Annotated in this window: 13 protein-coding genes and 2 pseudogenes; 8 read left to right on the top strand and 7 right to left on the bottom strand. The window is 70.2% G+C overall.

Features of this window, described 5'->3' with window-relative positions:
* Positions 1-63 precede the first annotated feature (63 nt).
* Positions 64-501: a hypothetical protein gene (locus ACWD6R_RS31275; RefSeq protein WP_451821775.1), complete on the bottom strand. Its 438-nt coding sequence runs from the start codon at positions 499-501 to the stop codon at positions 64-66.
* Between the two features lie 106 nt (positions 502-607).
* Between ACWD6R_RS31275 and ACWD6R_RS31270 the strand changes: the two are divergent.
* Positions 608-799: pseudogene (locus ACWD6R_RS31270) on the top strand (transposase); the annotation flags it as partial.
* Between the two features lie 44 nt (positions 800-843).
* On the opposite strand, the pseudogene ACWD6R_RS31265 reads toward ACWD6R_RS31270, so the two are convergent.
* The 4 genes and pseudogenes from ACWD6R_RS31265 to ACWD6R_RS31250 form a co-directional block, all read right to left on the bottom strand.
* Positions 844-1,368 (bottom strand): annotated as a pseudogene (locus ACWD6R_RS31265) (ISL3 family transposase); the annotation flags it as partial.
* Between the two features lie 405 nt (positions 1,369-1,773).
* Positions 1,774-4,611: a glycosyl hydrolase family 95 catalytic domain-containing protein gene (locus ACWD6R_RS31260; RefSeq protein ID WP_451821774.1), complete on the bottom strand. Its 2,838-nt coding sequence runs from the start codon at positions 4,609-4,611 to the stop codon at positions 1,774-1,776.
* 21 nt (positions 4,612-4,632) lie between these two features.
* Positions 4,633-4,881: a LamG-like jellyroll fold domain-containing protein gene (locus ACWD6R_RS31255; RefSeq protein ID WP_451821773.1), complete on the bottom strand. Its 249-nt coding sequence runs from the start codon at positions 4,879-4,881 to the stop codon at positions 4,633-4,635.
* On the bottom strand, positions 4,811-5,395 hold the full coding sequence (locus ACWD6R_RS31250) for a hypothetical protein (RefSeq protein WP_451821772.1): 585 nt from the start codon (positions 5,393-5,395) through the stop codon (positions 4,811-4,813). Before ACWD6R_RS31250 ends, ACWD6R_RS31255 begins: the two co-directional genes overlap by 71 nt.
* 320 nt (positions 5,396-5,715) lie before the next feature.
* On the opposite strand from ACWD6R_RS31250, the gene ACWD6R_RS31245 reads away from it, so the two are divergent.
* Positions 5,716-9,591 (top strand): endo-alpha-N-acetylgalactosaminidase family protein, encoded by a 3,876-nt coding sequence (locus ACWD6R_RS31245; protein WP_451821771.1) that lies wholly within the window; start codon positions 5,716-5,718, stop codon positions 9,589-9,591.
* 45 nt (positions 9,592-9,636) lie between these two features.
* Here ACWD6R_RS31245 and ACWD6R_RS31240 read toward each other — a convergent pair whose 3' ends face one another.
* Both ACWD6R_RS31240 and ACWD6R_RS31235 read right to left on the bottom strand, forming a co-directional pair.
* Entirely contained in the window at positions 9,637-9,834 is a 198-nt protein-coding gene (locus ACWD6R_RS31240) for a hypothetical protein (protein ID WP_451821770.1), read from the bottom strand.
* Positions 9,835-10,102: 268 nt separating this feature from the next.
* Positions 10,103-12,004 (bottom strand): DUF2264 domain-containing protein, encoded by a 1,902-nt coding sequence (locus tag ACWD6R_RS31235; RefSeq protein WP_451821769.1) that lies wholly within the window; start codon positions 12,002-12,004, stop codon positions 10,103-10,105.
* A 96-nt stretch (positions 12,005-12,100) separates the two neighbouring features.
* On the opposite strand from ACWD6R_RS31235, the gene ACWD6R_RS31230 reads away from it, so the two are divergent.
* The 6 genes from ACWD6R_RS31230 to ACWD6R_RS31205 all read left to right on the top strand — a co-directional run bounded on the left by ACWD6R_RS31230 (position 12,101) and on the right by ACWD6R_RS31205 (position 18,590).
* Positions 12,101-13,177: a substrate-binding domain-containing protein gene (locus ACWD6R_RS31230; RefSeq protein ID WP_451821768.1), complete on the top strand. Its 1,077-nt coding sequence runs from the start codon at positions 12,101-12,103 to the stop codon at positions 13,175-13,177.
* A gap of 137 nt (positions 13,178-13,314) precedes the next feature.
* Positions 13,315-14,316, top strand: a complete 1,002-nt coding sequence (locus ACWD6R_RS31225) for a hydroxyacid dehydrogenase (protein WP_451821778.1) — start codon at positions 13,315-13,317, stop codon at positions 14,314-14,316.
* A 113-nt stretch (positions 14,317-14,429) separates the two neighbouring features.
* Entirely contained in the window at positions 14,430-15,500 is a 1,071-nt protein-coding gene (locus ACWD6R_RS31220) for an ABC transporter permease (protein ID WP_451821767.1), read from the top strand.
* Entirely contained in the window at positions 15,500-16,462 is a 963-nt protein-coding gene (locus ACWD6R_RS31215; RefSeq protein WP_451821766.1) for an ABC transporter permease, read from the top strand. The genes ACWD6R_RS31220 and ACWD6R_RS31215 overlap by 1 nt, the downstream gene beginning before the upstream one ends.
* The gene (locus tag ACWD6R_RS31210) at positions 16,459-17,490 is read left to right on the top strand and encodes an ABC transporter ATP-binding protein (protein WP_451821765.1); all 1,032 of its coding nucleotides are present in this window, start codon (positions 16,459-16,461) and stop codon (positions 17,488-17,490) included. The genes ACWD6R_RS31215 and ACWD6R_RS31210 overlap by 4 nt, the downstream gene beginning before the upstream one ends.
* A complete protein-coding gene (locus tag ACWD6R_RS31205) occupies positions 17,487-18,590 on the top strand; it encodes an ABC transporter ATP-binding protein (RefSeq protein ID WP_451821764.1) in 1,104 nt (367 codons plus the stop codon). Before ACWD6R_RS31210 ends, ACWD6R_RS31205 begins: the two co-directional genes overlap by 4 nt.
* Positions 18,591-18,632 lie beyond the last annotated feature (42 nt).

Raw genomic sequence — 18,632 nt, 5'->3', positions numbered from 1 at the left:
GCGGCCACCCCACGCCCGAATCCGCAACCCAGCCCCGACACGGCCTGCACACCCCCGAAACGATCAACCCGAAATCAAGCCGGTGGATCCGGGCTCAGCCTTGGCCAGAGCAGGCTTCCACGTATAGGTGTTCCATGTATTGACCGCGATGGGGTTGCCAAATCGGGTGGTGAGCAGCAACGAGAACTTTTCCGTCGGCCTGTCCTCTCCTGGCCGCCCCCAGGGAAGCTCGACCGCCACAGGCGGGAAATCCTTCACATGCCTTTTCAGCTCTTCAGCCACGGACGGCGGCATGTCGACCACACGGGCCTTCCGAGACTTCGGCAGCGCGTAGTACAACTTCCCATCAATCGTCTGAGCCTGCCGGCGAACGTGGAGGACACCGCGTGCGTAGTCAAGATCATCAAGACTCAGCCCGAAGACCTCCCCTTGCCGGAGACCGCACCCCAGGCCAAGAACAACAGCGATCCTGTTCCGCTCATTAACCTCGCGCTTTCGCAAGTGTGAGTGTCCGAGGCTTGATCAAATAAGCGAGGAGTGCCTCTGACCTGGGACGATGGGACTTGTCTAGGGTCCTGTTCGTCGTCAGGAAAGCGGCACTCCTCAGGTGAAGAAGAGTATCGGGTCGTACCCCCGTGTCCGTGTCGAGGGCGGTGGCCGCGGAGCGGTCTCGCAGGCCGGGGCCGTGTTGTTGGTGGAGACGGTCCGCAAGAGCGGCCTGGATACGGCGATATCGGCGGCGTTGGCGCCGTGGCGCAAGACGCGGGCGGTGCATGATCCGGGCAAGATCCTGCTCGATCCCTGAAGATCATCCCACCCCGTCCAGCCAACGTGACAGCGCCCACGGAAGGGATCGACCAGGCAGCGCCGGTACTGCGGTGGACGAAGCAGCTGGTCAGGGTCGCTGATGCGGGCGTAGCGTTTGACGGTGTTCAGTGCCAGGCCCAGGTGCCGGGCGGTTTCGCACAGTCCCACCCCGGACTCCAGCGACTCGTGCACGGCGGCGTGCCGTTGCAGGGTGCGCTCGTTGCGGGAGCCGGGCGTCGCCTCGGTCGGCGCGGCGCGCCAGCAGGAGGCGTGCGCGGCCACCGTCTTCTCCACCGCGGCGGCGAGGTTGTGCCAGAGGTGCCAGCGGTCGCTGACCTGCGCCGCGTCCGGGAGCGCGTCGGTGACGGCCTGGGCGTAGGTGGCCGAGCCGTCCCGGCACACGATCTCTACCCCGGAATGGTCCCGCAGCCAGGCGATCAGCGTCTGGGCGGTGCGGTCGGGCAGCACGTCGACGCGGGCGTGGGTGACCACGTCGATCAGGATCGTGGCATAGCGGTGACCGCGCCGCAGCGAGAAATCATCGACCCCCAGCACCCGAGGGCCTGCCCTCGGTCACCACGGAGCCGGGACGGCGAACCGGTGTGTCTGTGTCCCGCGGGAGTCGTTCGGCATCCGCGGGCAGGGCACAGGACCGCCCCACCTGCAGGTACCGCTTTCCGCAACGACGGGCACGCTGCGTCACCACCGCATGTGCGACAGAGCCGTTCGTTTGACAGACCCACACCCGCGTGCGCAGGAACGCCGCGATGGTGGCCGCGTCACGCGGGGTGGAGAAGTGCAGCAGGCGGATTCCGCGGCGGAAGGGGATCGCCCGGCGGCTGTGCGCGCCCAACTGCGGCAGCACCCAGCCGTAGGCCGCGTCCCCCGCCGGTCGCGTCCCCCGACTGGCGGGGGACGCGACACCTGATGGCCCCTGGCTCGAGCCGAGCACGCCAGCCGACCAGGTCAGGCGAGCGGCCGCTCCACGCTGACCGCGAGCAGGTGCATCCGGGAGTTCGCCCCGAACTGCACCGCCACGAGGTCCCGCGCGGGGTCCACCGCCACCCACTGGTGGAAGATGCGCACCACGAGCGCGTGGTCGCCTGTCACGTGGTGGCGGTGCGTGGTCGCGACGGCGACGTCCTCGCCGTTCTGCGGAGGCTGTCCCCAGTCGGACAGCTTCAGCGAGGCCGTCGCATTCGTCCCGTCCGCGTAGAGGAGCGTCACCGTGGAGGTGGACGCCCCGCCCACCGACAGGCCGAGCACGTGGAGGTTGGTCACCCTGCCTTGCGGCACCGGGACGCGCTGCCCTGCGGGGACGAGGTTGTTCTTGCGCCCGTTCTCGTAGGAGGGGAACACCCAGTCGACGCCCCCGCTGCGCCACGGGCCGGGCGCGGGCATCTCCTCGGCTGGCAGCGAGTACCCCTGGCCCAGGTCGCCGTCGCGCAGGGCGTCCTGCCAGGTGATGCCGTCATGGTCGAGCAGCCCGTCCAGCGGTACGGGCACGCTCGGGCCTCTTTTGACGGCTGGTCGGCCCCAGGCGTACGAGCCGCCGACCGGACCGAGCACGGTGTCGGGCCGGGTCCCGGCGGGATAGATCATTACCTCCTCGCCCTTGCCGAGGTCGATCTCGAGCACACCGTTCACCGTCGCATACGTGACCTCCTTCGGGTCGTGCAGGCGCTGGACCTCCCAGGGACCGGGCAGCCCGCCGGGTATCACCCGGCATGGCTCGCCCGCCAGGCTCCTCACCCGTACGAACGCCGTGGCACCGCCCCGCCGTACGGCGCTCACCTCGAAGGCGCCTTCGGCACGCAGATTGTGGAAGGCCACGTCGTCCCACGTCGACGGGACCGCCGGGAAGACGCGGACGACACCGCCCCAGCTGGAGATCACCATGTCGTGCAGCGACTGGGCGCCGGCCAGCGGCGTCTCGATGACCGGGCCACTCTCGGCATACATGGTGTTCGGCTTGACGTAGCGGTCGAGCAGCGTGTTGAGATACTCCAGCGCCCGGTCGCCGTCGCCGAGCAGGGAGCTCATCGACGAGGCACCGGTGAACGTGTAGCCCTGCAGCGCCCCGGTGAAGCCCACCCAGTGCTGCAGCGACCGCTCCAGCAGGTCACGGTTGGCCGGGTCGTTCACGTCGAGCAGGTACATCGGATAGAACCACAGCAGGTGAGAGAAGTGCCGGTGCGACGAGGTGAGCCTGCGGTCACCGCCGATCCACAGCCCGTCGGGCCCCTGCGGCGGGGCGACCAGCCGGTCGAGCACCTCCCGCCAGCGCGGCGCGAGCTCGTCGGTGACGCCCAGCCGCTCGACCGTCCACAGCAACGTCCGGCAGCCCCAGGTGAGGAGCGCCAGATCGTAGTTGCAGTCGGTCGCGAAGCCGTACTCCGGGGAGTACGTCTTGGGCAGGTGCAGCCTGCCGTCCGCACCTTCGGTGAGGAAGTGCAGATAGTAGTTGATCGACCGGCGCAGCAGCGGGTAGAGGACGTCCCGCAGCACCGCGTCGTCCATGGTGTGCCGGTAGCCGAGCCAGACGTTGTGCAACGCCCAGGTGAGGTTGCCCAGTTCCAGAATCGGCGCCGCCGCGTTCGCTCCCGCCGGTTCGAGCGTGTCCGTCCTCAGGTCCTCCTGGCTGATGCGACTGAGCCCCGCCGAGTCGTGCCGGTACCGCTCGGGCACGTTGAGCACGAGGTTGTCGCGGTACTTGTCGAGCGAGGCGGTCAGCGAGTCGAGTTCGCGGTGTCCCGTCGCGTTGATCAGCCAGTATTCGAGCTGCACGTTGAGGTTCCACCACGTGCCCGGCCACGGCGTCGGCTCCAGCCACTGCGCGCACGTGCCGACGGGTGGCAGGTCGCGCCTGGTCGCGCTGGCGATCTTGTAGAGCTGGATCCAGTAGAAGCTCTGCAGCCGGGCGTCGGGCACCGACACGAAGCTCTTGCCGTAGAAGGCGTGCCACCACTCCCGGTGCTCGGCGGTGAGCGCGGCCAGGTCGCCCGCCCGGTCGAGTACGACGCGGGCCCGCTCCGTCGCGGTCCTGTCGGGAAAGGTATGCGCGACCGTGGCCAGCAGCGTCCCACCGGTGACGCGCCAGGCGGTGGTGGTACGCCCCCCGGCGGTCAGGTCCTGCTCGCACAGTCCGGGGTTCACGACGGGGGCCGGGTTGTCCTTCAGCCCCTCGGGGCGCGGGAAGAAGCCGAGCCGGGGGCTCTCGGCCTTGAAGGGAGTGAACTCCCATGTCACGGTCTCGCCGTCCGACGGTTCCGCCGTGACGACGAGCAGATCCCTGGTCGCATGGACGAAGGCGCGGAGGGTGACGGCGCCGGCCGACGTAGTGATCGTCCCGCTGAGCTCGGCGTCGAAGAGCGACAGCCGCAGGTCCACGTCGACGATCTCGCCCTTGGTGACCAGGTCCAGGCGGCCGATGCGGAGCCGGGCGTTGCCGAACAGCGAGCTAAGGTCCTCGAGAGGACCGGTCTCCTGGTGGTCGCGCACGCGGCTGTCGCCGAGCGTGAAGGCCAGGCGTCCCTTCGCTTCGGTGTACACGGCGGCGCCCAGCCCGCCGTTGCCCAGGAAGGGCCCCTCGTAGAAGGTGCGGGGCACCCGCCCCCAGCGCAGGTCCTGGTCGCCGAGGAAGGCGGCCCAGCTCTCGGGGGTGTCCATGCGGTATTTCAGCGGGAAGCGCGGGGCCGCGGCGTGAGCCGGTACGGCTCCCGCCATGGCGGGCAGCGCGCCGAGGGCGAGAGCCCCCAGGGCGCCGCCGAGCACGGCCCTGCGTGTCGGGACGAGGTCGGTCATCGAGATACCTTTCAGACGACGTCAGATGACGTGGACGACTTGGAGACTCGGCAGCTCAGAAGGCTGCCAGGTGGCCGCTTCGGCTGCGGTCAGCGCACGGGCGAAGATCGCCATCCGGTCCACGGCTCCGGACAGCCGCTGGCCGCCGCCCTGGTCGGCCGCGAATCGCCGCGGACGCGTGGCGTAGCCGAATATCCCGTCAGCCGGGGCCGAGGCGCAGCCCGCCCGCGCGCCGTCCACGTAGACGGTGACGGCGCCATCGCGGCTCATCGTGACCACCAGGTCGAGGTAGCGCCCGGACGGCACGACGACGTCGGCTGACGACGTTGAGCCCGGCGCCGATGAAGCGCACCCTGTTGTCCGGGGTCGGATCGACGAGCACGCCGTCGGTGCCGGGCTTTCCGGACGGCTGCGAGTCGAACAGCCGGTATCCGGACGGTGCGGCCACCCTCACCCGGGCCGCGAACGTCGCCTCGCGAAGGAAGCCCAGCATGGTCGGCGCCGTCGTCAGGTACGTGGACCCGCCGAGCACGAGGCCGCCATCCGCGTCGTAGGCGGCGGGGCCGATGACCGTCGCATCCCTGCCGTGGCCGCAGACGTCGGCGACGGTGGTGCCGGAGGACGGGTCCCAGGCGACGAGCGGCGTGGCGGCGGAGGGGACCACGCAGGGCACGACCGCGAGCGCGGCCGTCCCGCTCGCCGACCAGCCGGAGCCTCCGGTGAGCGTCGCGGCGCACGGACAGAGAAGCGTAAGGCCGAAGCGTCGCTCGGGACGGAAATGCACGGAAACCTCCGACGATTGGCGGGCCCTGGCCCCCTTTCTACACCGGAAGCGGGGCCGTAGCTAGCTTTCCCCTCCGATGTTTTCTGGGTTGTGACTGTGCGACCCAGGCGGGAGATATCGGATGTGCGGGGCGGCCCATCCGGGGGCCACCGCTCGATCCTGCGAGGCGGATCTGACCTGCGAGGGCAATGCCCTCGGTGCCGCGTTCGCGGACCAGCTCTGATTGTTTCTGATCGGTTTGGCCACCCCGCTCCGGATTGCTCCCATGCTGTCTCCCCTGACGGCCCACAGCGGTGTGGGCTGCGGCAAAAGGAGACAACGTGAGGTTCCTCCGAGTGCTGGCCGCTCTCATCGGCCTGGGCGTGATCGTGGGCGTCGTCGGCCCCCCGTCGGCCTCAGCCGAAACCGCACCCACATCCGACGACGTCGTGATCTCGTCTTCGCGGGTGACCGTGCGCCTCGACCCGTCGTTCCCCCGGGTGCGCAGCTATGCCGCGGACGGCGCCGTGCTCGGCGGGACGGACGGGCGGGCCGGGCGGATCATGATCAACGGGTCGACGTACGCACCGTCCGTGACCAGGGAGTCGGCCCGTCCGGACCGGGTCGAGTACACCGTGCACGTCGATCCGGTAGGGGTCCGGTTCACGGCTCGGTTCACCATCACGGGCAACGTCCTGGACCTCGCGCTCGTCGACATCACCGAGTCGGGCAGCACGAAGGTCCGGACGATCGGGATCCCCGGTCAGAGCCTGGTCTCGGTCGACGCGGATCAACCTGGGGCGCGCCTCTCGAGCGCTCCGCTCCCGCTCGACGGCTCCTACAACGACCACAAACTCACCGACGTCTACGCCAGCGTCACGGACCTCCCCGTCGACAGCAGCCCGAAGGCCACGACGGTCGCCCTCGTCAATACCGACCGGCTCGCAGCGGGCGTCTGGTCCAACGCCATAGGGGACAAGGAGGTATTGAACACCCAGACCACTTCGGTCGACGGGGTCAAGCAGACCGGACTCTGGAGTGCCGCGTGGACCTATCGCGGACTCGACGGAGAGGTGGCCGTCCATCCCGCCGCCAAGGTCGTCATCTCCCCGGATGCCAATGACGACGGGCGCGTCGACTGGCAGGACGGCGCGATCGCCTACCGTGCCGCGACTCCGAAGCCCAAGGGAGCCGACCGCGTTCGCAAGAACGTCGTCAGTGACATCCAGTGGAACATCGCCAACCAGGTCGAGAACCCGTTCGTCGACTCACTGAACGACATCAAGCGGACCTACTTGTACACCGACGGCCTCGGTCAGTCGATCGAGCTCAAGGGATACCAGGACCAGGGCCACGACTCCGGTCACCCGGACTACGCCGGCCACTACAACGAGCTCGCTGGCGGACTGGCCGACCTGAAGCATCTCGTCGCCAAGGCCAAGGAGTTCAACGCACGGATCGGCGTGCACATCAACGCCGCGGAACAGCACCCGGACGCGGACCACTTCCGATGGGACAACGCGGCGACACCGCTCCAGCAGATCTGGTGCGGGCGTGACTGCACCTACCGGATCGACTACAACCACGACACCCAGCAGCACCTGTTCCAGAAGCGCATCGCGGCGCTCAAGGACGACGTTCCGGACCTGTCCTGGGTCTACGTCGACGCCTACTTCGGACACGGGTGGCCGGCGCACACCGTCGCGTCGACGATCAACGGCCTCGGGTGGGACCTGTACACCGAGTTCGAGGGCTACCTCTGGCCGAGCGCGGTGTGGTACCACCGCTCGGCGGAGTTCGAGAACGTCGGGATCAACAGCAACATCATCCGGTTCATCGACAACGCGAACCGGGACGCGTGGGTTCGCAAGAACGCCCTGCTCATGGGTGCCGCGAACGAGCACGGGGTCGGTGGGTGGCACGGTGGCCACGACTGGACGGACTTCCTCGAGGAGACCTTCACCCAGAACCTGCCGACGAAGTACCTCCAGTCCTTCGACGTCATGCGGATGACCGACGACCGGGTCGACCTCACGGGTGCGACCAGCGTGACGCGTGGGCCGGAGGGGCGCCGGCAGATCCGCCACGACGGCCGCCTTGTCATGGACGGATCGAAGATCTTCCTTCCGTGGAACCCGACGACCGAGGAGAAGATCTACCACTGGAACCCGGACGGCGGCACGACGAAGTGGCAGGTGCCGGCGGCGTGGGCCGGTCAGTCGCAGGCCAAGCTCTACCGACTGACCGACCGGGGCCGGGTGCAGGTCGGCACGCTGCCGATCACGAACGGGACCGTGGCCGTTCCGGCGAAGGCGCGGACGCCGTACGTCCTCGTACCGGTCAACGCCCCGACCCGCCCGCAGGCGACGGCCCAGTCCGTCGGCTTCGGCGAGGGGGGACGCGTGGTGAACAACCAGTTCTCGGCGGGACTCCACGGCTGGGACAAGGCCGGCGCCGTCACGTCGGCGACGGACGCCCGTGGCTGGAACCACGCGAGCATCGGCGGCAAGGGCGGTGAGGTGAGCCAGGAGGTCTCCGGGCTGGTCCCCGGCCGGACATACCTCGCCTCCGCCTGGGTCGGCACGACGGGTGACAGACGCGCAAGCCTTCGCATCGACGGCTTCGGTGACCAGGCGGCCGAGAAGACGATCCAAGGCCCACCGCCGGTCAACGGTGACGAGGTCAGCTCCTTCCAGGGGCAGCACGTCCAGCGGCTGACCGTTCCGTTCACTGTTCCGCAGGGACGCAGCAGTGCCGTTCTCCACCTCGTCGGAGCCCGTGACACCGACGCCGCGGCCGTCACGTTCACCGACGTCCGGGTCATGCCCCACACGGCGACGAGCAACCCGGGGAACCACGCCTTCTTCGAGGACTTCGAGCACGTGGGCCCCGGGTGGGGCCCGTTCATCCCGACGGCGAAGAGCATCGCCCGGACTCACCCCTCGCAGAACCACGAGGGATACACGCGGGACACGATCAACGGCAAGTACTCGCTCAAGCAGCGGCCGGCGGGACCGGGGCTGACCTACCGCACCTGGGAGGGGACCCTCCGTCTTGAGTCGGACCGGATGTACCGGGTCACAGCGAGCTACCAGAGCGACAGTCCCGGGGCGTACGCGTTCGAGGCGCGCACGGACAATCCGGACGGCGTGGCTCTTCGCGTTCCCCTCGCCCGGACGACGACGCGGTCGCTCGACTCCGCGCCGCCGGCGACCGATCCGCGCCCGGCGGGCTGGACCGACTCGCTGCCGCCGCAGTACCCGGCGCCGCACCGCACATTCGCCCAGACGTTCAGCACCGGGACCGGCTGCGGCGACTACTTCCTCGCGATGAACTCCCTCACGGGGGTCGGTGACGTGGTGATCGACGACCTCGCCGTGGACGACCTCGGCCCGGCCCCGGCCGGGACGACCTGTCCCGGGCAGGCGGTCGGGCAGCTCGAGCTGAGCCGGTACGCCGCCGAGGCAGGCGTGACCTCGCCCCTCAAGGCGACGTTCACCAACAGCACGTCGCAGGCGATCGGCCCTGTCGAGATGAAGCTGTCCGCCCCGGACGGCTGGACCGTGTCGACGACGGACCCGAAGGCGGTCACGCAGGTGGCGCCCCGATCTACGGTTTCCGTCACGTACCAGGTCACGCCTCCCGCGGACCTGCAACCCGGCAACTACCTCCTCGAGGCGAGTGCGGACTACACGTTCCGGGGGACGGAGAACACGGCGGGAGCGACGCAGCAGGTCGGCGTCGACTACTGCGGGGCCGACCTGTCGAAGTGCTCCTTGCGGCTGGACGCGGGCAGCACGACGAGCCCGGTCGCCGACGGCTACCAGCGGCTCAGCCCGGAGTCGGCCTGGGACGCGAGCCGGGGCTTCGGCTGGGTCGGCACGGCGCCGGACTCCCGGGACCGTGGCTCCGGTGAGGACGCGCTGCGTCGTGACTTCACCGGCGGGACGAGCCCGGCGACCCTCCGGATCACGGTGCCGGCCGGCCGACAGGAGGTCCATGTCCTCGTCGGCGACGGCGACTACTCGACGCCGCCGACGATCGTCACCGTCGATGGCACGGAGGTCGCTCGCAACGCCACGCTGCCGGCCCACGAGTACCGCTGGCTCACCTTCGCGGTGGACGGTGGGACCGCGGGGCGGGAGGTGGACCTGGCCCTGTCCTCGACTCCGGGCAGCTTCTGGCGGATCAACGCCCTGACGGTCTCACCGCAGTGACCGGACGGGGCGGGGTGTCGGTGCGACACCCCGCCCCGCCCCACGTCAGCGAGCAGCAGGGGCCTCCGAGGAGGCCGACGCACGCGCCGTGGCCAGGATCTCGAGCGCGGTCAGCGCGGTCAGCGCGGGCTCGAGGCCGAGTGCCTGGTTCGTGAGCATGTCCTCGTCGGCGTTCGCGTGGGCCGCGAGCTCCTCGAGGTACGCCGCGACCGCCGGGCCGTCGCCGAGGGCGGTCCCTCGCATAGGTTCCGTGCCCGGTCACCGACCGGTCCGGCGAGGAACCCGCTGATCTGCTCGCCGGCCCGCGCGCACGCGGCGCCGACCCGGGCGTCGGGGGCGATGAGCGCACCGGCCTGGTCCCGGACGGCCGGCCCGACGTCCTTCTTCAGGTCTTGAGGCCGCGCCCTCACCGGCGTCGCAGGATCTGCCGAGGGCCGCACTCACAGAGCCACGGCGGTGGCTCCGCGAGGCGGGCAGGTCACTCGTCGGCTGCGTTGCCTGATCCGCGGCGTCAGGTCAGGGCCCCGGGACTGTCCGGCGGGATCGGGATCGCGATCTCGTCTCCTGCGCCCGTCCGGACGACGACGGCGCCTTCGCCGACGCGCACCTCGGGTGGCGCCTCGCTGACCGACGCGTCGGTCCCGAACAGGCCGACCAGACTCACGTGGACCGACCGGTCGCCGACGACCCGGCTCCGCACCCAGGGCGTCGCGGCATGCGGCCCGAACGCGCTCGTCCCGGTCGTGCTCGCGATGCCCCGCTTGAGGACTGGTGTGACCGGGAGGAAGGCGGACGTGAGCCGTTCGCTGCGTGCGCGAACTCCTCCTGCGTCGACGATCCCCGCCGGCGCGTACCGGCCCGCCACCTGCCACCCGCTCTCGAGGACCTCCGCGCCAGGGGGTGCCCCCTCGACGACGTGGACTCGGACCTCCCACGCGCCGACCCACTGGGACACCGTCGTGATCCTGCCGCCGGCGGGCCCCTCGTCGCGCCAAGCCGGTTCGTGCCAGGACGAGCTCCGCCCGTCTGCCGGCTCGCCCAGACGGTGCATCCGCACCCGTCGGGACACGCGGCCGTCGTCGGCGAGGAGACCGACGTGATTGTCGGGTGTCATGGCCTCGTCGGGGGTCGGGCTCGTCGCGGTCGAGTACCCGAGGCGCGAGTAGAGCGGGTCGCCGACCAAGGCCGGGCCGAGGACGCCGTCACTGCCGTGGTTCGCGATCCGGACCAGGCCGTCGGCCCGGGTCGCGGACGCGGTCCAGCCGGGCGCGCGCAGATCACGGACGTCGTCGGCCAGCTCGGCTGGGAGCGGCTCCTCCGGCGCGGTCCAACACGGATGGTCGGCGGGGAGGAGCAGGCCGAGGAAGCCCTTGGCCAGCCAGAAGGGTGAGGCCGGCGCGGAGTAGCTCTGGACGATTGGCGGGTATGCGCCGTACCACCCGAGGGTCGGCACTCCGTCGGCACCGAGGAAGCCCTGGTCCACGAAGTGGCGCAGCATGCCGCTCGCGAGGCGTCGCGTCTGGCCGGGTGCCAGGGGGCTGCAGCCGGCGACGGCGCCCGCCCACGGCGCCGCGGCCGCCGCGACCCGGTAGATCAGCGAGCGCCCCTGGAAGAGAGGTGACCCGTCGGACCCGACGAGGCCCACCGCGTCCTCGAGATACCGCCGCAGCCGCTCCTGCGCGCGCGGGCTGGACGGGCGGGGCCCGGTGATCAGGTCGATGAGGACCGGGTAGGTGTGCATGGCCCAGCCGCAGTAGTGGTCGTACGCCGCGTGCGGGCCGTCGCTGTACCACCCGTCCCCGACCCAGAACTCCTCGACGCGCTCGAGGTCGCGCTCGAGCTCACCCCGGTCGTGGTCCGCGCCGACCGAGGCGAGAAACTCTCCGACAACGACGCGGAACAGGTGCCAGTTGTTGTCCGGGATCGTGAGCCCGGACGCTCCCCGGAGCCACTCGGTCGTGTGCTGACGCGTCCGCTCCGCCAGGCGGTCCCAGACCCGGGCGCGGGTCAGATGGAGGGCGATCGCGATCGAGGCCGCCTCGACGAGGGTCTGCCGGACCGGGTCGGTGATCCGTGGCCACGCCTCGGGACTCGCGGGGTCGACGCCCGCGGCGAGCCCTTCGGCGTATCTCTCGAGGAGGTCCTCGCGGCCGCCTTCGGTGGCGGTCCGGAGCGCTAGGAGGAGGAAGGTTCGAGCGAAGCCCTCGAGCGCGTCGGACTGCTCACCCGAGCCCGAGGCGCGCCCCGGCAGGGGGATCCGCGCCCCGGTGGGAGAGGCGAACCGCTGGACCCGGTCGAGGAGCTGGTCCGCGACGGCGATCCAGTGCGCACGCGTGTACCCGGTGTACGGGCTGAGCGACAGGTCGGGCCGTGGGAGGCGGAACCTGTCGTGTGCCATAAAGCTTGAGGACATGCCCGGCATCGTCGTACGGGTCCTATCCTTGCGTCCACGGTCCGAGCAGAACCGCTCACGCGCGCCGGCGGCCCGGTTCCCACCGAAGGAGAATCCATGGCGGAACGCCTCGCGGCCCAGCGCCGCGACATCATCCTCCGCCTGGCCCGACTCCGGGGGGCCGTCCGCGTCGACGAGATCGTCGAACGCTTCTCGGTCTCCGTCGCAACCGCGCGTCGCGACCTCACGGTGCTCGTCGACGAAGGGCTCCTCGTCCGGGTGCACGGCGGCGCCGCGCTCCCCTCGTCGGCCCAAGGCCCCGGACGGCACAAGCTGACCGGCGTGAGCGGGGTGGTCGGCATGGTCGTGCCGGCCTCTGACTACTACTACGCGCCGGTCATCCGAGGAGCGGAGATCGCCTCGGCGCGGCTCGGCGTACGCCTGGTCCTCGCCGTTTCGAACTACAGCCAGGAGGACGAGTTGCAGCAGTTCAAGCGGCTCGTGGAGCTCGGTGCCGAGGCGATCCTCTTCTCGACCGCCGTCGCGGCCGGTCCGCTCGACCCGTCCCCGGACGTCCCCGACCTCGGCGTCCCGGTCGTCCTCGTGGAGCGGCACCTCGAGGCCGGCTCGGAGCACGAGTTCGTCCGCACCGACCACGCCGCGGGGGCCCTCATCGCCCTGCAGCACCTCGCCTGCCTCGGTCACCGACGAGCAGCGCTCTCGGTCAAGCGGTGCTCGCCGCCGACGCCGTGGCTCCTCGAGGGGTACGAGCGAGCCGTCGCCACCGGGGTGGTCGAGCACGGCATGGCCCCGGTCATCGTCCCCCGGGTCGAGTCCCATCCCGACGAGAACGCCCGCGGCCTGCGGGCCCTGCTCGACACGTGCCTGCGGACGGACACTCGGGCGGTCGTCGTCCACAACGACGGTGACGCCATGCTCCTCGCCCGCATCGCGGCGGAGAGCGGGCTCACGGTTCCCGAAGACCTGTCGATCATCGCCTACGACGACGAGATCGCCGGACTCGGCAAGCCGCAGCTGACCGCCATCGCGCCGGCGAAGGAAGAGATCGGCAGCTCGGCCGTCGAGGCGGCGGTCCGGCGCCTGTCACAGGGGCCGGAAGCCGTCAAGCAGCGGCTCTCGCTCGTGCCGCGGCTCGTCGTCCGGGAGTCGAGCGGGCCGCCACCGGGCACTTGAGTGATCGTTTTTGAGCGATTCGGCGGTGAGGGCTGGGACATCGCGGCCGCCCGGGCTTGACTGCGCGGGCACCCCGAGGAGGGACCGTGAGCTCAACTGCACCGGATCGTGGCCCGGACGGCCGATCCCCCGAGGCGATGTCGACGCCGGCACGTCCGGTCGTCGCCTTCGCCATGTCACCCGCCCTGCGCGATCGACTGTTCTCCGCGACTGACCTGGCTCGGCTCGAGCGCTGCGCTCGCCCCGTCGCAGGGGCGGCGGAGGACCCGTTGCCGTGGGCGCGCGACGACGTGGAGGTGCTCATCACCGGCTGGGGCACCCCCGAGCTGACCGACGAGGTCCTCGACGCGATGCCCCGATTGCGCTGGGTGCTCCATGCGGCCGGTTCCGTCAAGCACCACCTGCCACCGTCCTTCTGGCGCCGTGACATCAAGGTCGCCTCCGCAGCAGACGCCAACGCCGTACCGGTCGCGGAGTACACGCTCGCGATGATCCTCCTCGCAAACAAGGGAGTTCCGACGACACTGCGACGGTTCCACCGGGAGCGACGCCAGCCCGACCTCGACGCGCACGGCTCGGTGATCGGCAACTACGCCAAGCGGATCGGCCTGGTCGGAGCCTCGCGGATCGGACGCCGGGTCACCGAGCTCCTGCGCCCCTTCGACCTCGAGGTGGTCGTGAGCGACCCCTACGTCGAGGCGTCGCAGATCACCGCGCTCGGCGCCACCCTTGTCGACCTCGACGAGCTCTGCGCGACCAGCGACGTCGTCTCGCTCCATGCCCCCGACCTGCCCGAGACCCGGCACATGATCGACGCTCGCCGGATCTCCCTCATGCAACCGGGAGTGACTCTGGTCAACACGGCCCGGGGCGCACTCGTCGACACCGACGCGCTCACGGCTGCGGTGCTGGACGGGCGCCTTCGCGCCGTCCTCGACGTGACCGACCCGCCCGTCCTCCCGGACGACTCGCCCCTGTGGGACCACGACGACGTCGTCATCACGCCCCACGTCGCCGGATCGCTCGGCCGTGAGCTGTGGCGCATGGGTGCTCTCGTCGTCGACGAGGTCGCGCGCGTCGCCCAGGGTCGTCCGCTCCACCACGCGGTGCGATGGCACGATCTGTCTCGCAGCGCCTAGAGGAGTCTGTCCACATGCCTGCGGGCGCGAAGAGAGATGGTGTTCATGATCGCTTGTGAGGAAGAACCTCCGTTTGCCAGGTCCAGAGGGACCCGCCGTTGGGCGGTGCAGTGATGCAGACACTTGCCCCGCCGGCTGACTCGGCGCCGACCCGCGCCGAGCGGACCCGACTGCGCTTCGCGGGCACCGCGGCGTTTCTCCTGGGGCGCTTCGGCGTCACCCTCGGCACGACGATCGCCGCGGTCACCCTGAACTTCCTGATTCCGCGGTTCATGCCGGGCGACCCCGGCGCAGCCGCCCTCCGCCAGATCCAGTACCAGACCGGATCGGCGCCCACGCCCGAACAGGTGACGGCGATCCAGCACTTCTACGGCAATCCGCAGCAGGGCCTTCTCGGGCAGTACCTCGACTATTGGAACGGACTGCTCCACCTCGACTTCGGCGTCTCCGTCGCCAACTACCCGACCCCCGTCTCGACAATGGTGTTCCAGGCGATGCCGTGGACCCTGCTCCTCATCGGCACGACGACCCTTGCGGCCTGGCTGCTCGGCACGTTCCTCGGGGCGTTCATGGGTTTCCACCCGGGGAGCCGCTTCGACTCGATCTTCGCGCCGCTCACGACCTTCGCCCACGCGCTCCCTGCCTTCTGGATCGCGCTGTTCTCGCTGTGGCTCTTCGCCTTCAAGCTCGAGTGGCTGCCGATCGCTGGCGCCTACGACCCCGAGGTCCCGTTTCAGCTCAACAACGTCTGGTTCCTCCTGAGCGTCCTCAAGTACGGCGCCCTGCCCGCCCTGACACTCGTATTCCTCGGCTTCAACGGCTGGCTCTTCTCCATGCGCAACGTCATGATCACGACGGTCACCGAGGACTACGTGCTCCTCGCCCGCGCCAAGGGTCTGTCGAAACGCCGCGTGCTCCTGGCGTACGCCGCCCGCAACGCCCTGCTCCCGAACGTCACCGGACTCGCGCTCGCCATCGGAGGAGTCATCGGCGGCGCGATTCTCGTCGAGGTCGTCTTCACCTACCCCGGCATGGGGCTGCTCCTGCAGCAGTCGATCCTGCGGCACGACTTCCCGCTGATGCAGACCATCCTGCTCATGCTCACGTTCATCACGATCGCCGCGAACCTCGTCGCCGACCTGACTTACGGACTGCTCGACCCGCGGACGAGGGAGAACCGCTGATGTTCCAAGGATTCCTCAGTAACCGACGGGTCCGCATTGGACTGGCGATTCTGCTCGCCTTCGTCCTCGTCGCGATCCTCGGTGATCAGATCAACGCGCTTCTCGGGCACGGCCCGTTCGAGGTCGACTACAACCACCTGCGGACCGGCCCCTTCGTCGGAGGTCACCCGCTCGGCACGAACAGCAGTGGCCAGGACGTCCTCGCCCAGACGATCAGCGGCGCCCGCGGCTCGATCATCGTCGGGCTCGTGTCCGCGATCATCGCGACGGTGCTCGCCGGGCTGGTCGGGATCACGGGCGGCTTCATGGGGGGGTATGTGGACCAGGGACTCAACGCCTTCACCAACCTCTTCCTCACGCTGCCGTCCTTCGCGCTTACGCTCATCGTCGCCGGCTACATCAGCTCGCAGGGGGGCGCCCAGACGGCGGCGATCGGCCTCGCCTCGATGGCCGTGCTCATCGGCGTCTTCGAGTGGCCCGGCGGTGCCCGTTACCTCCGCAGCCAGACTCTGTCCCTGCGCTCCCGCGATTTCGCCGTCGCGAGCCGGATGCTCGGCGAGCCGACGTGGCGACTGCTCGTCTCCGAGGTCCTCCCGCACCTGAGCGGCATCCTGTCGGCGATGTTCCTCCGCGCGACCGTCGCCGGCATCTTCGCCGAGGCCGGCCTGAACTTCCTCGGCGTCTCGACCCAGGGTGCGATCTCGTGGGGAACCATGATCAGCAATGCCCAGGCCGCGGGCGCCCTGACCTACGGGATGTGGTGGTGGTTCGCCGCGCCCGGCCTCTGCATCGCCCTCGTCGGCACCGCGACGGCGCTGGTCAACTTCGGCCTCGACGAGGTGAGCAACCCACGGCTGCGCACGGCCAACCGCTCGGTCGTCCGCCGCTTCGAGGCGCACCAGAAGCGGCTCCGTGCCCGCGCCACGAGCGCCGCGGCCCACCGGAAGGCGGAAACAGCGTGACCACCGACGAACTGCTGCTCGAGGTCCGTGACCTCTCGGTCGACTACCTGACCAGGCGAGGCGCCGTCCGTGCCGTCCACTCCGTCGACCTCCAACTCCACCGGGGCGAGATCCTTGGCCTCGCCGGTGAGTCCGGGTCCGGCAAGTCAACCCTCGTGACCGCCCTCATGCGCCTCCAGCGTGCTCCGGCGGTCACGGCCGGCGGCCAGATCCTCCTCCACCGTCCCGACGCGGAGCCGGTCGACCTCGTCGGCCTGTCCGAGGACGGTGTGCGGATGCTGCGCTGGTCCGAGCTGTCGATCGTCATGCAGAGCGCGATGGACTGCCTCAACCCAGTGACCCGGCTCGGCGCCCAGTTCGTCGACGTCCTTCGGGCGCACGACCCGAAGATGTCGAAGGCGGCAGCCCGGGAGCGGGCCCGCGAGCTCCTCGAGTTGGTGGGCATCGCGGGCGACCGGGTCGACGCGTACCCGCACGAGATGTCCGGTGGCATGCGGCAGCGCTCGCTCATCGCCCTCGCACTCGCGTGCGACCCGGACGTCGTCGTTATGGACGAACCGACGACAGCGGTCGACGTCGTCATGCAGCGCGCGATCCTGACCCGGATCCTCCACCTCCAGCAGCGCCAAGGGTTCGCGGTGATCTTCGTGACCCATGATCTCTCGCTCCTGCTCGAGGTCGCCGACCGCATCGCCATCATGTACGCCGGTCGCCTCGTCGAGGTGGGCGCAGCGCGCGAGCTGTGCGCAGCCCCCGAGCACCCCTACACGCGTGCCCTGCGGGACTCCTTCCCGCCACTCCACGCGCCTGTCCGCCGGATGGAGGGGCTCCCGGGATCGCCACCGGATCCCCACAACCCGCCGCCCGGCTGCCCCTTCGCGCCGCGTTGCCCCGAGGCCGGACCCGAGTGCGACTCGGCCGTACCGAAGCTCCTGCCGGTCGGTGAGCGCATCGTCGCGTGCTTCCAGCGGGGCTCCGCCCCCGCGGGCGAGAGCGCGCATGCCGTAACCAAGGAGGTCCCCGCATGACCGCCGTACCAGACACGAGCGAGACGCCCGCGGTGCCGGCGCTGCGCGCCGTCCGGCTGACCAAGCACTTCCCCGTCGGCCGGGGCTCGGGACGCGGTGTCGTCCGCGCCGTCGACGATGTGTCCCTCAGCCTGCGCAAGGGCTCGGTCGTCGCGCTCGTCGGCGAGTCCGGCTCGGGCAAGACGACCCTGGCCAAGATGCTCTCGCTGTACTACCCGCCGACGGACGGGACCGTCGAGCTCGAGGGCACCGCGGTGACGTCGGTGACCGGCCGTCAGGCCCGGAACTACTACGGCAAGGTCCAGCTGCTCTTCCAGGACCCGTTCGCGTCGCTCAACTCGCTCAAGAGCATCCGACACATCCTCGGCCGGGCTGTGAAGCTCCACGGCCGAGCCCGGGGGACGAAGCAGGCCGAGGACGCAGTGCTCAAGCTGCTCGAGCGCGTCAATCTCAAGCCTGCCCGTGACTTCATCGACAAGTTCCCGCACGAGCTGTCCGGAGGCCAGCGTCAGCGCATCGTCATCGCGCGCGCGCTCGCGGTCGGACCCGAGGTCATGCTCGGCGACGAGCCGATCTCGATGCTCGACGTCTCGATCCGGCTCAACGTCCTCAACCTCCTCGGCCGGTTGCGCGACGAGGAGGGCCTCGCTCTCCTCTACATCACGCACGACATCGCCTCCGCTCGCTACATCGCCGACCGCGTGGTCGTCATGTACGCCGGCCAGGTCGTCGAGGCCGGTCCCACGGAGGACGTGATCCAGGCACCGTCCCACCCCTACACGCGGCTGCTCCTCAACTCCTCGCCCGACCCGGACCGCGCCGAGGGGCTCGGCCGCGAGGCCCTCTTCGACGTCGAGGACCTCGGGGAGCCGCCGGACCTCACCGACCCACCCACGGGCTGCCGCTTCCATCCCCGGTGCCCGGTCGCTATGGAGGTTTGTCGCACCTCCCCGCCACCGGAGCTGTCCGCGACAGAGCCTGGTGCGCAGGTCTCGCCGGACAGCCAGGGCGAAGCTTCAGCCCAGTGGGCCCGGTGCTGGCTCCTCGATCCGGCATACGCCTCAAACAGGTCAGCATCCCCCGCACCCCAGCGCCCCTGACCCTTCCCGAGGGTCCACACCCGCAGTCGGCAGCCCCCAGCC

Source organism: Streptomyces sp. NPDC005151 (genome assembly GCF_053599875.1).
The sequence above is the reverse complement of the archived record's forward strand: the minus strand, read 5'-3'. Positions and strand labels throughout refer to the sequence as shown.